Origin of the sequence: Pedobacter immunditicola (genome assembly GCF_037482985.1) — a bacterium.
Taxonomy (GTDB): Bacteria; Bacteroidota; Bacteroidia; order Sphingobacteriales; family Sphingobacteriaceae; genus Pedobacter; species Pedobacter immunditicola.
The window spans coordinates 255,871-272,953 of record NZ_JBBHKC010000001.1 but is presented as its reverse complement, the minus strand read 5'-3'; the positions used below and the strand labels follow the sequence as shown (position 1 = coordinate 272,953).

The 17,083-nt window shown below is 41.1% G+C and carries 13 protein-coding genes; 8 read left to right on the top strand and 5 right to left on the bottom strand.

The window, feature by feature from the left end:
• Positions 1 to 87 precede the first annotated feature (87 nt).
• Positions 88 to 1,182, top strand: a complete 1,095-nt coding sequence (locus tag WG905_RS01130; RefSeq protein ID WP_339589846.1) for a sensor histidine kinase — start codon at positions 88 to 90, stop codon at positions 1,180 to 1,182.
• On the opposite strand, the gene WG905_RS01125 is transcribed toward WG905_RS01130, so the two are convergent.
• The 3 genes from WG905_RS01125 to WG905_RS01115 are packed head-to-tail and all read right to left on the bottom strand — an operon-like array spanning position 1,177 to position 4,663.
• Positions 1,177 to 1,878, bottom strand: coding sequence for an SMUG2 DNA glycosylase family protein (locus WG905_RS01125; RefSeq protein ID WP_339589845.1), 702 nt, complete (start codon positions 1,876 to 1,878; stop codon positions 1,177 to 1,179). The genes WG905_RS01130 and WG905_RS01125 overlap by 6 nt on opposite strands.
• A gap of 29 nt (positions 1,879 to 1,907) precedes the next feature.
• Positions 1,908 to 4,079, bottom strand: a complete 2,172-nt coding sequence (locus WG905_RS01120) for a cation:proton antiporter (protein ID WP_339589844.1) — start codon at positions 4,077 to 4,079, stop codon at positions 1,908 to 1,910.
• Between the two features lie 11 nt (positions 4,080 to 4,090).
• Positions 4,091 to 4,663, bottom strand: coding sequence for a hypothetical protein (locus WG905_RS01115; RefSeq protein ID WP_339589843.1), 573 nt, complete (start codon positions 4,661 to 4,663; stop codon positions 4,091 to 4,093).
• 311 nt (positions 4,664 to 4,974) lie between these two features.
• Between WG905_RS01115 and WG905_RS01110 the strand changes: the two genes are divergently transcribed.
• The 3 genes from WG905_RS01110 to WG905_RS01100 all read left to right on the top strand — a co-directional run bounded on the left by WG905_RS01110 (position 4,975) and on the right by WG905_RS01100 (position 8,067).
• Complete coding sequence (locus WG905_RS01110) at positions 4,975 to 5,979, top strand: sensor histidine kinase (protein ID WP_339589842.1); 1,005 nt, start codon at positions 4,975 to 4,977, stop codon at positions 5,977 to 5,979.
• A 6-nt stretch (positions 5,980 to 5,985) separates the two neighbouring features.
• Complete coding sequence (locus tag WG905_RS01105) at positions 5,986 to 6,426, top strand: response regulator (RefSeq protein WP_339589841.1); 441 nt, start codon at positions 5,986 to 5,988, stop codon at positions 6,424 to 6,426.
• A 75-nt stretch (positions 6,427 to 6,501) separates the two neighbouring features.
• Complete coding sequence (locus WG905_RS01100; protein WP_339589840.1) at positions 6,502 to 8,067, top strand: ATP-binding protein; 1,566 nt, start codon at positions 6,502 to 6,504, stop codon at positions 8,065 to 8,067.
• Here WG905_RS01100 and WG905_RS01095 read toward each other — a convergent pair.
• Together WG905_RS01095 and WG905_RS01090 are read right to left on the bottom strand one after the other, a co-directional pair.
• Complete coding sequence (locus WG905_RS01095) at positions 8,064 to 8,453, bottom strand: hypothetical protein (protein WP_339589839.1); 390 nt, start codon at positions 8,451 to 8,453, stop codon at positions 8,064 to 8,066. The genes WG905_RS01100 and WG905_RS01095 overlap by 4 nt on opposite strands.
• Positions 8,454 to 8,642: 189 nt before the next feature.
• Positions 8,643 to 9,077 (bottom strand): hypothetical protein, encoded by a 435-nt coding sequence (locus WG905_RS01090; RefSeq protein WP_339589838.1) that lies wholly within the window; start codon positions 9,075 to 9,077, stop codon positions 8,643 to 8,645.
• Between the two features lie 14 nt (positions 9,078 to 9,091).
• Between WG905_RS01090 and WG905_RS01085 the strand changes: the two genes are divergently transcribed.
• From WG905_RS01085 to WG905_RS01070, 4 genes are all read left to right on the top strand, one after another.
• Positions 9,092 to 10,582, top strand: a complete 1,491-nt coding sequence (locus WG905_RS01085; protein WP_339589837.1) for a Fic family protein — start codon at positions 9,092 to 9,094, stop codon at positions 10,580 to 10,582.
• 132 nt (positions 10,583 to 10,714) lie between these two features.
• On the top strand, positions 10,715 to 11,074 hold the full coding sequence (locus WG905_RS01080; protein ID WP_339589836.1) for a hypothetical protein: 360 nt from the start codon (positions 10,715 to 10,717) through the stop codon (positions 11,072 to 11,074).
• A 155-nt stretch (positions 11,075 to 11,229) separates the two neighbouring features.
• Positions 11,230 to 12,366, top strand: a complete 1,137-nt coding sequence (locus tag WG905_RS01075; protein WP_339589835.1) for an efflux RND transporter periplasmic adaptor subunit — start codon at positions 11,230 to 11,232, stop codon at positions 12,364 to 12,366.
• 69 nt (positions 12,367 to 12,435) lie between these two features.
• The gene (locus tag WG905_RS01070) at positions 12,436 to 17,043 is read left to right on the top strand and encodes an efflux RND transporter permease subunit (RefSeq protein WP_339589834.1); all 4,608 of its coding nucleotides are present in this window, start codon (positions 12,436 to 12,438) and stop codon (positions 17,041 to 17,043) included.
• The last annotated feature ends 40 nt before the right edge of the window (positions 17,044 to 17,083 follow it).

Below are 17,083 nucleotides of genomic sequence, written 5' to 3'. Positions count from 1 at the left end.
GTCTGTTTATGAATGCTGCTTTGACACTTTGATGCTTTTATACTTATCTTGGCCGCCTAATACGCGTGACAGTGTTACCACCCGGCTATGCAAAACAAAAATGAACAGATCAGTGCCCTGATCGAACTCAATGAAGAACTCGAAAATTATTTTCGAAACACCATCATCCCACAGCTTTTTGTGGATGCACAGCTGGTGCTTCGTAAATTTACGCCTCCTGCGATGAAGCAGTTTAAGCTTAAAAAGGAGCATGTAGGGCAACCATTGGCAGATGTCGCCGACAATTTTCGTTTCCCGACGATCATTGACAACATCCAGCAGGTAATGGAAACCGGAGAAATTTTAGAGAAAGAGATTCAGACGACCGACCTGCGCTGGTACCAAATGAATATTATTCCATATCTGGTCCGTAAGGAAAACAAGGCTAACGGCGTAATTATCACTTTTGTAGACATCAACACGCGGATTAAAGACCTTAAAGAACAGGAAAAGCTGATCGCAGAACATGAACTGCTGCTTGATACCATTGCCCACGACGTCAAAAACCCACTTACGGCTTTAGGCATCTCCATTGAACTACTGAAAAAGGTACCGGAAAAAGGAATGGAAAGATTTCCCACCCTGCTAAAAAAAGTGGAAAACAGCCTGGATAAGATGAAACAAATTATTCATGAACTGGTGGAGTCGCGCTGGCATGAATACCGGTATCAGGCTGTGGAAGAAATGCTTGATTTAGAAAATATCCTGGAAGATGTAAGGCTTACCCTGGCCTCGCAGATCCAGGAGTCTAAAGCTATCATTAAAGCAGAGATCGGCCCTTCAGAGATCACCTTTGCCAGGCGAAAACTGCGCAGTATCATTTATAACCTGGTCAGCAATGCACTCAAGTACTGTTCTCCAGACCGCACGCCTGAAGTACTCATTAAAACCTATACCGAACCTGGCTATATGGTCATTAGCGTAGCTGACAACGGGATTGGTATTGACCCCAAAGACCAGCATTCTATATTTAAAAAACACCATCGGGTAAAAAGCGCAGTGGAAGGAAATGGCGTTGGGCTTTACCTGGTGAATGAAATCTTAAAATTTTCTGGCGGAAAAATTACTGTGGAGAGTGAACCCGGTAAAGGTTCGATCTTCAGGGTATTCCTGCAACTGCCTGAAAATACGGAGGCGTCATAAAGCATCGTCTGCAGCATCCAATAGCGTTAAGTATTTGTCTATATACTCATTTTTGTATCTCAATTTATATTGCTGTATGAAGCGCGGGTGTTCCAAGGTAATGAGTTGACCAAATAGTTTTTCTGTCTTGTTGATCTTGTTTAGAAACAATGCATTTCGCTTACCCAGCACATAAACTTTTTTTGTGATCAAGCCAAATTCGATTTGCTGTTTGAGCATCTCTGTCATAAAAGGTTTCACCATCTCAAACAACGTATTGTCGTCATAATAATTTGCGTTCAGCAGTTTATCTTGATGGTTTGCTTTAACGATTGCCAGCGGGAAGGGAGAATTAATGTAAAACCGACTATAAAATTTATCAACTCCACCATATTGAGCAATCATATCGTACATAAAGACCGAAGAAATCTCATGGGATGCTACGGTTTGCATCTGGATACCGCATACTTGATCCAGTCTTTTTGTATCTGTAAAGGGAACACCTGTCAATCCGGCTCCATGTCGGCTTGGATTAATTCCTATTATAAATTTCCTGTTGTGATGATCATTGTAAAATTTGCGATAAAACTTCTCCATAACCAGCACTGCTTCAGAGTTTTCACCAAAAGGATTAAGCACACCATATCCCTCAGGTAACTTCCCAGTATAGTTGATCTTCTTATTAAAGGAAATTATTTTTTCACCTACAGTTTTCAATATTCCTCCCTGCCTTTCTATTCCCCACCCTATTTAGTTTTGAAAAGCCCTTTAACGTATTTACCTGCTTTTCCAATGGCATCAATCTGATCAGAAATTGTTTCAATCAACTCACTGTTCGACTGCTCTACATCTCCCATATTGATCCCCGACTCCAGTTGTTTAGGATACAACAAAATCAGACTTTGTTTAAGGAAATAATGAGACAGGTAATAAGGAAGTTTGTTAAACTGAGGCACATAAGAACTATATCCTTTACGTGAAGAAATGATGATAAAGAGGTCATCCGGTTTCAGTTCCCTGCTAAAAATGAGAAAATCATCCCAATTGTGGAATTCGGTGAAATTTACATTGATCACCTCTGGCGACCGATCCATAATTCGCTTGATTAAACGATTAGTATAGTCCGTAGCATAGAAATTTAATGGTATACCAGCCTCTTTAGCGATCATCATGAGTTTCCTCAACCAATGTAAAAAGCCGGGTTCAGTTTCTGCTTTAGGCGGTACGGCAACAACAATTCTTTTAAAAGTGTTAAGCGGCTGTGTGGGTTTATAAATGTATATGGTTTCATATACCCTTTTGATGATGCTTTCGGCTTTAGTTCCAAGAAAAGTATGTTGATCCGCCTGGTTGTGCAATCCGATCACCACATCGCTCACGTTGTGTTCCTTAATGGTGTAAACAATGCCATTACTGATACTTGAATCATACCTGGTAATTGGGATGACGTTATTTTCTGATGCAGCAGCATGGCTAAGGGCCTTTCCAAGGATTTTCTTTGAATTGACAGCATTACTGGCCTCATTTTCATCATCAATGATATTTAGTCCATAAATGGAAGTAATGTCTTTTTTCTGTTTCAGCATGATGCCAAAATCAACAAGCTGCGTAACCATGTCAGGATAAGCCAATGACACTAAAATCTTTTCATCCAACTGCTCCGTACTACCGTTAGCCCCCTCCTGGTCCTGATCCAATGCCATTCTTTTTGAAGCATCCTCAACAATAAAAGAACTTACACCACAGCTCACCAGTATCAATAAAATTGTACCGTTAAGCACATCTTCATTCAACAGTCTGATCGGTTCACCTGAAGCCGTCTCCCCGGTAATAATGTTATATCCTACTAAAATAATCGCTAGTGTAGCAGCGGCATGAGATGAACTTAATCCGAAAATCATCTTTCCCTCCGTCGCACTTAACTTGAAGATTTTTTGGGTTAACACGGCGGCCAGGTACTTGGTCACCAGGGCAACAAAAAGAATCACACCGGCAACCTTTAAAGCCGCCCAGCCTTTCACCAACACGGAAACGTCTACCAGCATCCCCACAGAAAGCAGGAAAAACGGAATAAACAGGGCATTACCTACAAAGTCTATTCTGTTCATTAATGGTGAGGTATGCGGTACAAATTTGTTGAGTACCAAGCCAGAAAAGAATGCGCCAATGATGGCTTCAATACCTGCAACTTCAGCAAGGAATGAAGCAAGAAAGACCATGGCCAGCACAAATATATATTGTGAAATACTGTCTTCGAAATGTTTAAAAAACCACCTGATGATGATTGGGAACACGGCAAAAACAGTGCCCACGAAAATTCCGGTAGATAAGCCCAACTGCAGCCAGAAAGCGGAAGACACACCTTCTTTGGTCATCCCCGCAATTCCCGCCAGAATGAGCAGGGCAAGAATATCGGTAATCATCGTTCCCCCCACGGTCATACTTATCGCTCTGTTGCGCGTTACGCCGTATTTACTAGCAATAGGATAAGAAACCAGTGTATGGGTCGAGAACATACTTGCGAGCAGCAGGGAGGATAAAAAACCATAGCCAAGCACAAAATAACTTGCCAGTGTACCGAATACCAACGGAAATAAAAAGGTGAGTAAACCAAATATCAGGATCCGTTTCCGGTTCTTTTTAAATTCTGCAAGATCAATTTCCAATCCGGCAAGAAACATGATATACAACAAACCCACGGTGCCAAACAAGACAATGCTGCTGTCTCTTTTCAGCAGGTTTAAACCATAAGGCCCCACAATAACCCCGGCTATGATTAAGCCGATGATATGAGGTACTTTTATTTTGTTGAAGATGATCGGTGCAAATAAAATAATAAACAGAACCAGTGAAAAAATGATAACAGGATTCTGTAAGGGTAAAGAAAAATCTATGGAGGATAATAAGATCATAAGCATTTAAGCGAGTGTTATTTTACTTTTCTGGCATTCAATGCATAAACTATTTTACAGTCATCATTCTGGACTACTTCTCTGTTTCCATCCATCCTGTCTTCACTTGTGAAGTTCAGATTTGCAATGATTAAAGCACCGGCATTTGGCTTCTCATCAAGGATCTGCAGCACCTTATTTTTGTAAGTTCCAATGTAGACCCTGGTCAGTACCGTTCCCGAATAAGCATTAACGACTACGGTATTCTGCATATAACTGATGGCCCATGTCTCTGTTTTGGTATCTCCTATGGCCGATCCACTACAAGAGGTTTCAATGCAGCTCATTTTAACATTCCATTTACCAACAATCGCTGGATCGTAGGTGGATACTGTATCGGTTCCTTTGTTGGTGCTATCCAGGGATTGTTTCGCAAACTCCAAACTGTCTTCTTTCATTTTCAAACGCTGCTCCCAAGCCAATAACTGTTGTTCTTTCCTGGTCGTTTCCTTTAGCCGTTTTTTCAGTTTTTTTTCACGCTCGTTCAATCCGCAGCTTTGCAAAGAAATGGTCAACATCAACAACAGTACAGGAATCAGCCTTGTATTCATTACATCAAAAATTAAAATCTAATGTTGCAATTTACAAAATTAGCCCTCTAAATCAATTAAACTTACGGAATAGCTGATTAAATGGCATTCTGAAACGTTATTAAGTGCTTGGTACCTGTGTAGTGAAGGAAGATAAAATTACGGCGTTTATCATTGCCATGAATAGTTAGTGATTGTTGACCAAAAGATTTATACACAGCTTTTCATAGATTCCGGAATATTATTGTAGCTTTAGAAACTCACCATGAAAAAGCATTCATTGCTACTTAATTATCCAATTCTATTAAAAAAAACACCTTTAGTAAAGGGATATGAAAAAAAACGATTCGGATGAATTAATTATTGCCTATAAAGAACTGGCTTTTCAACACCAGGAGAAAGAAAACCGCGCCGCAGAACTCATTATAGCCAACAAAGAACTGATCTTCCAGAACGAAGAAAAAGAAAAAAGAGCTGAAGAACTCATTATTGCCAATATAGAACTGGCTTTTCAAAATAAAGAAAAAGAAAAAAGAGCTGAAGAGCTCATTATTGCAAATAGGGAACTTAAGCATGCGGAAGATGATATCCGTAAATTAAACGATGAACTCGAGCAAAAAGTAATTGAACGCACCGCACAGTTAGAAGCGGTGAACAAAGAACTGGGATCCTTTTCTTATTCTGTATCTCATGATTTACGGGCCCCGATCAGGGCTATCAATGGCTATACAAAAATATTGCAGGAAGATTATGCTGAAAAATTCGACGCCGATGGTTTAAAGGTTCTTCATACCATCATTCGGAATTCAAAAAAAATGGGCGAGTTAATTGATGACTTGCTGGCCTTTTCCAAATTGGGAAGAAAGCAGGTAACAGTTTCAGCCATTGATATGAATGAGCTGGTGACATTGGTCCGGGAAGAACTCTTGTTTGAGGATGGAGAGAATATACCTGAATTTGATGTGAAAATTCTGCCGTCAGCACAAGGCGATAAGTCCTTAATTAAGCAAGTATGGGTCAATCTGATTTCCAATGCGATAAAATACTCCAGAAAAAAAATTAAAACGACTGTCGAAATCGGCGCTTATGAACAAGACGATCTTATTGTTTATTATGTAAAAGATGCTGGAGCCGGATTCGATATGCAATACTATGATAAGCTTTTTGGCGTTTTTCAGCGGCTCCATTCCCAGGAAGAATTTGACGGTACAGGCATCGGTTTAGCCATCGTACAAAAGATTGTTCACCGGCATAAAGGAACAGTATGGGCAGAGTCTGAGTTAAACCAGGGAACCTGCTTTTATTTCAGCCTGCCAAAGACAAAACCCGTAAATTAAAAACACATGAACTACAATAACGTTGAGATTTTATTAGTTGAAGATAGTACAGATGATGCTTTACTCACCATGAGGGCGCTAACGAAAAGCGGTCTTACCAACAAACTTCATCATGTCATTGATGGAGCGGAAGCACTGGATTTCATCTTTTGCAAAGGGGTCTATGCTTCAAGAAACTTAAAAGAACACCCGAAACTTATTTTACTTGATTTAAAGATGCCAAAAGTATCTGGGATACAGGTACTGGAAAAAGTGAAATCCGATCCGGACTTTAAATCGATCCCTGTGGTGATGCTTACGTCATCAAATGAAAGTCCTGATATAGAAAAGTGTTTCGCTCTTGGCGCAAACAGCTATATTGTCAAACCTGTAGATAGCGACAATTTTTTTAAAGCCATTAAAGAGATCGGGTTATTTTGGATCAAATTAAATCAACCCCAACATTAATAACATGCAATTTATAACCATCTTCAGATAGCTTGACATCATCATGTTTGAAAATGGATTCACCAGTTTAAAGTAATGGCCCAAGATCTTAATATACTTATTCTTGAAGATAACGAAAGTGATGCAGACCTGCTTCGCCGGGAATTAAAGAAATCAGGATTGAATTTCACTTCTCAACTCGTCCAGACACGGATCGAATATGAGCACGCTCTTCAAAATTTTCATCCTGATCTAATATTATCTGATTATTCCCTTCCTTCATTTGACGCTGTCAGTGCTTTTCGCATCAAACAAAATAAAGACCCACATATTCCCTTTATCATTGTTTCTGGCACTATAGGGGAGGAAAATGCCGTTGAGCTGATTAAGGAAGGTGTTACGGATTATGTATCCAAGGATAAATTATTTACCCTATCTACCAAAATAAACAGGGCGCTTGACGATACGGAGAAAAGGAAAGAAAAGGAGAAGCAAGAGATTGAACTTCGCAGGGCCAACAAATTGCTGATTTGTCAAGAAGAAAAGGTGAAGTTGATCAACCGGGAACTTTCTGACCTGAACCAGGAATTGGAAGTAAGGGTGGTTAAACGCACGAAAGCACTGGCAGAAAGCGAAAACCGGTTCCGGAACATGATGGAAACCATTCCCCAGATTGCCTGGACGAACACAGTTGAAGGAGAAGTAGTTTTCTACAACCAGCGATGGTATGACTATACGGGGTTAGACGAAAAGCAAACCAAATCAGGAGGTTATAACCAGGTCATCCATCCTGAAGACCTGAGGTTAAGTTTTTATCAGTTCAGGGTGATCCTTAGAACTGGTAGCGGCGGCGAATTCCAAATTCGGGCTAAACGTGGCGACGGACTTTACCGTTGGCACCTGATCCGCTTGATGCCAATTATGGATGAACTGGGAAAAATGCAACTTTGGGTAGGCACGGCTACAGACATACAGCAGCTCAGGATATTGCAGCAGCAGAAAGATGACTTCATCAGTATTGCGAGCCATGAGCTAAAAACCCCCATTACCACTTTAAAGGCTTCCTTACAGCTTTTAAATAGAATAAAGAACAATCCTGCTTCCACGATGTTCCCGAAGCTCATTGAGCAGGCTAATAAAAGTCTGGATAAAGTGAACACCCTTATTGAGGACTTGTTAAATGCAAGCATGGCTAATGAGGGGCAACTTCATATCAGTCCGCAACAGTTTGTACTCGCGGAGATGATTGAAGAATGCTGCCTTAATATAGCTGCCGAAAGCAAAATAGACATCAGGATAGAAGGAGAAAAAAACCTCAAAGCTTATGCAGATCCCATCCGGATCGGGCAGGTGGTGATTAATTTTGTTAATAACGCTATAAAATACGCTGGTAAATCAGAAATCCTGATCAGCATTGATAAGGTAAATGAGATGGTCAAAGTATCGGTTATAGACAAAGGTCCGGGTATCATGTCTGAAAAATTACCTTTCATTTTTGACCGTTATTACCGGGTGGACAATAGTGGAAGTCAATATACGGGCCTGGGCCTTGGACTTTACATTTGTGGCGAAATCATTAAAAAGCACCAGGGTGAAATTGGCGTTGAGAGCGAATTAGGGACGGGCAGTATATTTTGGTTTACCTTGCCTTCGGTACTTTAACCAAGGAAACGAGTAGAACTCTTTAGCGTAAACAGCTTGTTTTTGAATTGCTGAAAGCGACTAATCAACTCCTGTAATTCATTTTTCAGCTGCGGATTCATTTCTGCCTGCGGATTTGGAAACATTTGTATCCCGCCAATCGTATAGGATTTTAATCTTTGGAAATAGGTTGACATTTCCATTTTTAGCGCTGAATGATTTTGTTGCAGGTGGGAAAGATTTTGAAAATCCTGTTCCGCCAAAACAAAACTAGCCCTAACAAACAGACTGCTCAAACGGTTCAGTTCCTCCTCCAGCGCTCGCATCGCCGCAAGACCTACATGATCAGTTAAAGCCTGTTCATGAATCCTGGTATTTAATCTTGCCATTTTATATATCGTTTCCATGCCTTTTAATTGAGCCATAAAGATCCGAAGGCTATGCTTCAGTTGCCATGACCATAAGCATAAAAGAAAATGACCTACATCACTATATTGCTGTATATCAATATCTTTAAGGAAAAGATGGTCATTAGAATGTAGTGTTTTAATTGGTGAGATGCCATCATGGGCATCAGCACCTATTTGTTTAAACTCCTAAATTTGTTTAACCCCTTCATAAAATTCTAAATCATCAATTGTCTGGTAAAGAATTAAAGCCTCCTGTTCCAGGCCTTTTTTGTATTTATGTATTAATTCAATAGTTCTCAAAAGCGCCGGTTCAGTGGTTTGATCAAATTTAAAACTAATTTTTTGAACGTCATATAGTCTTCTACTCCCGACCTTAGCAATCAGCGTTTCGAGATGACTTGGAATAAAGAAATGAGCACGATCCAAGAGAAAGCGCTTATATTCATGCAAATAAATACCGATACCAGCAAAATCAAAATCACCAAAATGTAAATATGGATTGGGAATCTTTTGCAGCCATTTGATGAGGTCTTTACTTTGTCCCTGGGGATAGCGGCATAATTTTATATGTTTTACTAATAATAGATCGGTTTTTATTACTTTTACTACATTAAAATACATTTTACTGCAATTGTATGGCAAATCAACCGGCAGGCAGCGAATGGCTGAGGCAACATCTGGATCTAACCTATTTCAGGCTTTCTCATCGTTCCTTTATAGGTACAAAAAATAAAATTGAGGTTAATTTTGATGGCAGCGTCGACGAGACTTATGGTTTCAAGTATGCCCCAGCAGCAGATTCTGTTCCCGCACATATAGAATTCTCACTGAAATATGATGACCTCAGTTTGGATTTTTTGTCCGCGGTATTTCATCTGTCGGATGAGCATGAACTGACTTCTTTTATCTCTGCCCGTCCTAATGGACGTTACAGTAGAAAAATGGGTTTTTTATATGAATGGCTAACTGGAAGAAAACTTCATTTGAAAGTTGAATCAGGTGGAAACTATATCGATCTTGTAGATAGTAAGCGATATATTACTGGAAAAGCGAAACGTAATAGCCGTTGGCGGATCAATGATAATTTAATAGGTGGACCTGAATTCTGTCCAATCGTACGTAAGACAAAAGCGCTTGAAAAATGGCTAGATACTGATCTCAAAGCACAGATCCTACAACTCAAAGAGAGATATACGTTGGAAATATTCAATCGCGCAACACAATACCTATATCGAAAGGAAACCAAATCATCCTACGAGATTGAGAGTGAAAACCCGTCACTTGACCGCATGAACAGATTTATTACCATCCTACTGCAAGCGGGAAAACAGCCTGCTGCAGAAGTGCTGTCGGAAAAGAATCTGACCAACTTGCAAAATGCGATTGTCGATCCACGCTATGCACAAAAAGGTTATAGGAATTTCCAAAATTATATAGGTCAGATCAATTTCAGGATGGAAGAAATTTATCATTATATCTGTCCGCCACCTGATATTGTAAATGATCTTATGGACGGTTTAATAGCGGTGGAAGCAAGAACCATCGGAAAACCGGCTGTTGTACGTGCAGCCATCATAGCTTTTGGATTTGTTTTTATTCACCCCTTTCTTGACGGTAATGGAAGAATACATCGTTTTTTGATACATGATATGCTTACTCGCGATGGCTTGGCAGATCAGGGACTAATTATCCCTGTATCTGCTCATATGCTCAACAATCTTAAAGATTATGATTTAGTGCTAGAAGATTTTTCCAAACCATTGATGCAACGAATTCAATTTAATCGCGGTTCTAATGGTGAAGTAAATATTATTAACACTCGTGATGTTGTATCCTATTTTCGTTACCCAGACCTGACTGTGCAGAGTACTTATCTCGCAGATACTATCCATTCAACTATTAAGCATGACCTTTCGAAAGAACTATTTTTCCTCGAACGCTATGATGAATTTAAAAGAGAGTTGCAAAATCTTATCGACATGCCAGATAAGAGGCTTAATGAAATAATAATTTTCATACATCAAAATAAGGGGGTATTTCCTAGCCGTCGGAAAAAAAATTATGCAGAAATTACAGATGAAGAATTTGCTGCAATGGAAAAATTATATGATGAAGTTTTCAGTTAATTTACATCTTGTCATCTCATTTTTTTTAACAAATTCCAGTCCCTCCAGGTGAGTTGTCAATTTTGAAAGATTACTGTCAAAAAATCGTTACCCTTTATAATACCAAAGACAGAGTTTTATCTTTGCCACCGCATGTTCATCAAATTATTCCATTTCCTGGGGCTATTTGCATACCTTAACATCATAGTTTATGAAGCTGGTACTAATACAGTGAATAAATATACGATGTTAGATGGCGGTTCCCTGGTTGAATATTTTGTTGATGACCTGCTCGACCTTCCGATTAACGAAGCGGAAGACCTTGAGATCCAAAACGAAGATTATCGTCGTTTTCAAACTGGCAGTCACCTCATTACGGCTACCATATTATTTTGTTTTTTTCTACCACGACGAATACTCCGTACCCCAGTCATAGCACACCCATTCTATAGAACCAAAAGCTTCTGCTTACCTGGTTACTATTCATTCCTTTTCCGGTTTAAACCGTTCTAAGTCTCTTTTTTCTTTTTACGTATTATTTTATGATGCGCTGCTTTGCCTTGAAATAGCTTAGCAGCCTGGTTTTGCTGTTTATTCGGCAGATCCTCCTCCTATCGAAATATATCAATCATCATTTCTTTTAGTTTTATTTATATCTATAGATCACCATGAAAGTTAACCATTTAGCTTATTCCCTTTTTTTTATTGCCGCCGCATTTGTGGGCTGTACTGCTCAAAGTCAAGACACCGCTGAAAAAACACAGCCAAGAACTGTTCCTGTAACCGCTGTAACAAAGTTGGATACGGTAATTTATAATGAATATATAGCCGACATACAAGCGGTGAAAAATGTAGAAGTGAGGACCAGGCTTTCTGGATTCCTTGATAAAATATATGTAGAAGAAGGTGCAGCTGTAAAACCCGGACAGGTTTTATTTAAGATCAACGATGAAGAGTATAAAGCAGATTTCGCTAAAGCCACAGCCGCATTAAATAATGCCATTGCTGATGCTAAAACTGTAGCGCTTGAAAAAGCAAGAACAAAGATCCTTGTGGATAGCAATATTGTCTCTAAAACAGATATGGACCTGGCAGCAGCCAAGCTAAAAGCCGCGGAATCCCGTGTTGCTGAAGCAAGGTCAGTTTTGCAATATGCCAAAACCAGGCTTTCCAATACCTTAATCAGATCCCCTTTTGCCGGTCGCATTGACAGGATCCCGCTAAAAGCAGGTAGCCTGTTGGAAGAGGGCGCATTACTGACCTCTGTATCTGATTTAAGTTCGGTTAACGTTTATTTCGGCATATCAGAAAAAGAATATTTAACCATTGTGAGTGATTCTGCCTTTAACAAAAACAACTTCAAAAAGCGGGTAAAGTTAACCCTGGCGAATGGAGAACTTTATCCTCATGAAGGCGATGCTCAGTTTGCAGAAAGCGAATTTGCGCAAAATACAGGCTCTCTTTCATTGAAAGCGAGATTCCCAAATCCTAAAGGTTTCTTAAAACATGGTGCCTCTGGTAAAATCAGTGTCCCCGTAGAGACCGGTGAATTGCTGGCTGTGCACCAGAAATCTGTTTTCGAGATCCAGGACAGAACCTATGTGTATGTATTGCAAAAAGATAACACGATAAAAACGACCCCTTTCCAAGCCGGACAACGTGTTGGCCATTTCTATACGGTGCTTGATGGTTTGAGTACGAACGACAAAGTAGTTTTTGAAGGCAGTCAAAATCTGCGCGATGGTTTAACGGTAGTGCCTAAAGACATCAGCATGCCAAAAACAACCGTTCTGGCTAAAAACTAATCCCTTTACTAACAAGATTTTTTGCTGTGAAGCCCCATAGGGTTTCCATTCCTATTACTATGCACAATTATGTTTGAAACATTCATAAAAAGACCCGTTTTATCGCTGGTCATATCCCTCTTTATCACCTTGTTGGGTTTACTGGCCTTATTTACCTTGCCCATCACCCAATTTCCCGACATTGTTCCCCCTTCGGTGGTGGTTACCGCCAATTATACGGGAGCAAATGCTGAAGTAAGTACCAATGCTGTGGCTATCCCCCTTGAACGGGCCATTAATGGCGTGGCAGGCATGACCTATATGAGTTCTGTTTCCACCAATAACGGAACAACGTTGATCCAGGTCTTTTTTAAAGTGGGCACCGACCCTGACATTGCCGCTGTAAACGTACAAAACAGGGTAACCACCGTGCTCGATGAACTTCCTGAGGAGGTGATCAAAGCCGGTGTGACCACCGAAAAAGAGGTGAACAGTATGTTGATGTACCTCAACATCTACAGTGATGATCAAACTGCTGACGAACGTTTTATCTATAATTTCACCGATATCAATATCCTGAAAGAACTTAAACGTATTGAAGGTGTTGGTTTTGCCCAGATCATGGGTTTAAGAGATTATGCCATGCGGGTATGGCTAAAACCCGACCGACTGGCTGCCTATCAGATCTCCAGTGATGATGTGGTTACCGCATTGAGAAAACAAAACGTTGAAGCTGCTCCCGGACAAACAGGTATTGGTTCTGATAAGTCGATCAATATGCAGCAGTATGTATTGCGTTACCCTGGTAAATTTACTGAAGCAGAAGAATACAAAAATATCCCAATCAGAGCAAATGCCGATGGTTCCATCATCCGTATCAAAGATATTGCTGATGTAGAATTCGGCTCGCTGGATTATGAAATGGTTTCTAAAACCGATGGAAGGCCTTCTGCCTCCATCATGATGAAACAGTTGCCGGGTTCAAATGCCCAGGAAGTTATTCAGAACATTAAAGACCGCATGGCTGAGTTGCAGGAGACTTCTTTCCCACCGGGCATGAAATATACCATGGGATATGATGTTTCCCGCTTCCTGGATGCCTCGATCTCCAGTGTGTTGATTACTTTACTGGAGGCATTTATTTTGGTGTTTATCGTGGTTTATATCTTCTTACAAGATTTCCGTTCCACGCTAATCCCTGCCCTGGCCGTTCCCGTATGTTTGATCGGGGCCTTGTTCTTTATGCAGATGCTCGGTTTCTCCATCAATTTGCTGACGCTTTTCGCCCTGGTACTCGCCATAGGTATTGTGGTTGATAATGCCATTGTGGTGGTAGAAGCGGTTTATGCAAAAATGGAAGAAGAACACATGCAGCCCATGGAAGCTACCCTTGCTGCCATGAAAGAAGTGGGAAAGCCAGTGGTAGCCATCACCCTGGTAATGTCCGCAGTTTTTGTGCCGGTGGCCTTCCTTTCTGGTCCGGTTGGTATTTTCTACAGGCAGTTCTCCTTAACGCTGGCCTCAGCTATTATCATCTCCGGTATCAACGCATTAACCTTAACTCCAGCTCTATGTGCTCTTCTCCTGCGCTCGCCGCATGATAAGCCTGCTGCCAACGGATGGATTTCTAGATTTTTCAACCGCTTTAATACCGGTTATAATAAAACGGCTACGGGCTATAAAAACCTGATCGGCAGAATCGCAGGAAGAAGAGTTTTAACCTTTGGCTTGCTGATCGGTTTCTTTATCGCTACCTGGGGCATGGGAAGCCTGGTACCCGGCGGATTTATTCCCACAGAAGACCAGGGGATGATTTATGTGAATGTGAGTACGCCACCCGGCGCTACGGTTGACCGTACCGAAGCGGTATTGAATGAAATTGATGAAATCAGCAGGAAAATGGGTACCGTAGAGACGGTATCTACCCTCGCAGGCTATAGTTTGGTGAATGAAGTTTCCGGCGCTTCCTATGGAATGGGCATGATTAACCTGGTGGGTTGGGGCGACCGTGAAGAATCGGTATGGGATGTCATTGCTGAACTTAAAAAATCAACGGCACATATTTTGGATGCGGAGATTGATTTTTTTCCACCACCTACGGTTCCCGGTTTCGGTAACTCTTCTGGAGTTGAAATGCGGATTTTGGACAAAAGCGGTGTGGATGATTTAAATAAAACAGCCCTGGTACTGGAAAAATTCATGACAGACCTGAAGGCTACCCCCGAAATTGAAAATGCGACAAGTTCATTTGACGTCAGCTTCCCGCAATACCTGATCAATGTAGATTATGATCAGGCGGCAAAAAAGGGGATCAGCGTAGAGAATGCGATGAACACCCTGCAAACTTTAATGGGAAGTTATTATGCCACCAATTTTATCCGTTACGGACAAATGTATAAAGTGATGGTGCAGGCCGGACCAAATTACAGGGAAAAACCTGAGGATGTGTTAAAACTCTTTATCAAGAACGACAAAGGGGAAATACTGCCATTTTCTTCCTTCGTTACCATGGAACGTGTCTATGGACCGGAGCAAATTACGCGTTATAATATGTATTCATCAGCCATGTTAAATGGGGAAGCTGCAGCAGGTTATAGCAGTGGACAGGCCATTGAAGCTGTAGAAAAAGTAGCGGAAACCCTGCCGCCGGGCTACGAAATTGAATGGTCGGGTATGACCAGAGAACAGAAAATATCAGGAAACCAGGCGGTGTACGTCTTTATATTGTGTTTAGTATTTGTGTATATGATCCTTGCTGCACAATATGAAAGCTTCCTGCTACCGTTACCCGTATTGCTTTCGTTGCCTTCTGGTGTTTTCGGTGCCTTCCTTTTCTTGAAAGTCGCCGGATTAGAGAACAATATCTATGCACAGGTAGCCCTGGTGATGCTCATTGGTTTACTCGCCAAAAACGCCATCCTCATTGTAGAATATGCCATTTTAAAACAGAAAGAAGGCATGGGCTTTTTACCGGCTGCCATTGAAGGTTCAGTAGCCCGTTTACGTCCTATTTTAATGACCTCTTTTGCTTTTGGCGCAGGTTTAATTCCATTGATGTTTGCCAGCGGTGCAGGTGCCATCGGTAACCGTTCTATTGGTACAGCTGCTGTCGGCGGTATGGTGATCGGTACAATCGTGGGTGTGATCGTTATCCCGGGATTGTATGTGCTTTTCTCCTCAATGATGAAGAGGAAAAAAGATGAGCCTGATGCGAATTCTGGTCCTGATACTGATGGACCACTGGTCAAGAAAAAAACACCGGTTGAACTGATCGTTATTGCCCTGGTTGGTTTCAGTATATTCTTAAGCAGTTGCTCTACTAAAAAAGACCTTCCTAAATATGAGCACAAGGCAGTTCCTGAGGCGTATCAGCAAAGTCTGGATACCAACACCGTGGCCAATCAACATTGGAAAGATTTCTTTAAAGATGAGCACCTGATCGCTTTAATCGATACGGCATTGGCCAATAACCCGGATATGAAGCAAACTTTACACCGCATCAATATCGCCAAAGCGAATTTAAGGATGCGCAAGGGTGCCGCTTTACCTGACCTGGATTTTGCCGTGGAAGCCGGTCTTCGCAAATTTGGTTTCTATACCAGTGATGGTATTGGTAACTACGACACCAATTTCTCGGAAAACCTGAAAGACAATGAGCGTCTGCCAGATCCCCTACCCGATTATTTCGTAGGCATCAGAACTTCCTGGGAAATAGATCTGTGGGGAAAACTGAAGAATAAAAAACACGCTGCATTGAACAAATTTCTGGCTTCTTATGAAGGACAAAAACTAGTTCAAACAGAACTGATCAGCAATGTAGCTGCTGCTTATTTTGAATTGCTGACCCTCGATGAAGCGCTTGAAATTTTAAACAGGAACATCGCTTTGCAGCAGAAAAGCCTGAAAATTATTGAGGTGCAGAAGATGGCCGGCGCAGCAACAGAATTGGGCGTGCAGCAGTTTAAAGCCGTATTGTCTAATTCAAAGGCTAAACAACAGGAAGTTTTACAGCAGGTCAGTATCCTGGAGAATCACCTTAATTTCTTGACCAGTAAATTCAACAGCCCGGTTGTCCGCCAGGAAAATGGCTTGGAACAATTCATTTCGGCTGATTCTTTAGCAAGTGGCACACCGATACAAATGCTGGCTTTAAGGCCGGATATCAGACAGGCCGGTCTAGAATTAATTGCATCTAAAAAAGAGGTGAAATCGGCCAAAGCAGCATTTTTACCAGCCCTTGTTTTGGCTCCTTATATCGGTTTGCAGTCTTTTGATGCCGGTAAATTATTTAACACCTCATCATCAGTCGCCTATGGTCTGTTGGGAGGACTTACAGCACCTATTTTTAACAAGCACCGGATCCGTGCGGAGTATCAAAGTTATGCTGCAACTTATGGCATTGCTTTCCAGGAGTATGAAAAAATTGTTTTGAAAGCTTACCAGGAAGTTCAGGATGCTATAAAATCAGGAACCTTCATTGAGCAGAAAAGAATTCATATCTCTGATGAAGTAAAGGCACTGAATGCATCGGTTAAAGCTGCGAATGACCTTTTCTTAGCCGGCCGGGTAACATATCTAGATATCCTGACTACGCAAAGAAATGTTTTGGATGCGGAAATCAATGAGGTTGAAGCTAAAAAACAACAAGTACTTAACCAGATTTCTTTATACAAAGCGCTGGGAGGCGGTTGGAAATAACAATCTAAGTCATAAAACGGTTAATGAAACAGGGCAGCTT

What these genes read in the sequence shown, in the direction of transcription:
- WG905_RS01130 (WP_339589846.1), top strand. Translation starts at nt 88, where the DNA reads ATGCAAAACAAAAATGAACAGATCAGTGCCCTGATCGAACTCAATGAA.
- WG905_RS01120 (WP_339589844.1), bottom strand. Translation starts at nt 4,079, where the DNA reads ATGCTTATGATCTTATTATCCTCCATAGATTTTTCTTTACCCTTACAG.
- WG905_RS01115 (WP_339589843.1), bottom strand. Translation starts at nt 4,663, where the DNA reads ATGAATACAAGGCTGATTCCTGTACTGTTGTTGATGTTGACCATTTCT.
- WG905_RS01110 (WP_339589842.1), top strand. Translation starts at nt 4,975, where the DNA reads ATGAAAAAAAACGATTCGGATGAATTAATTATTGCCTATAAAGAACTG.
- WG905_RS01105 (WP_339589841.1), top strand. Translation starts at nt 5,986, where the DNA reads ATGAACTACAATAACGTTGAGATTTTATTAGTTGAAGATAGTACAGAT.
- WG905_RS01100 (WP_339589840.1), top strand. Translation starts at nt 6,502, where the DNA reads ATGGCCCAAGATCTTAATATACTTATTCTTGAAGATAACGAAAGTGAT.
- WG905_RS01095 (WP_339589839.1), bottom strand. Translation starts at nt 8,453, where the DNA reads ATGGAAACGATATATAAAATGGCAAGATTAAATACCAGGATTCATGAA.
- WG905_RS01090 (WP_339589838.1), bottom strand. Translation starts at nt 9,077, where the DNA reads ATGTATTTTAATGTAGTAAAAGTAATAAAAACCGATCTATTATTAGTA.
- WG905_RS01085 (WP_339589837.1), top strand. Translation starts at nt 9,092, where the DNA reads ATGGCAAATCAACCGGCAGGCAGCGAATGGCTGAGGCAACATCTGGAT.
- WG905_RS01080 (WP_339589836.1), top strand. Translation starts at nt 10,715, where the DNA reads ATGTTCATCAAATTATTCCATTTCCTGGGGCTATTTGCATACCTTAAC.
- WG905_RS01075 (WP_339589835.1), top strand. Translation starts at nt 11,230, where the DNA reads ATGAAAGTTAACCATTTAGCTTATTCCCTTTTTTTTATTGCCGCCGCA.
- WG905_RS01070 (WP_339589834.1), top strand. Translation starts at nt 12,436, where the DNA reads ATGTTTGAAACATTCATAAAAAGACCCGTTTTATCGCTGGTCATATCC.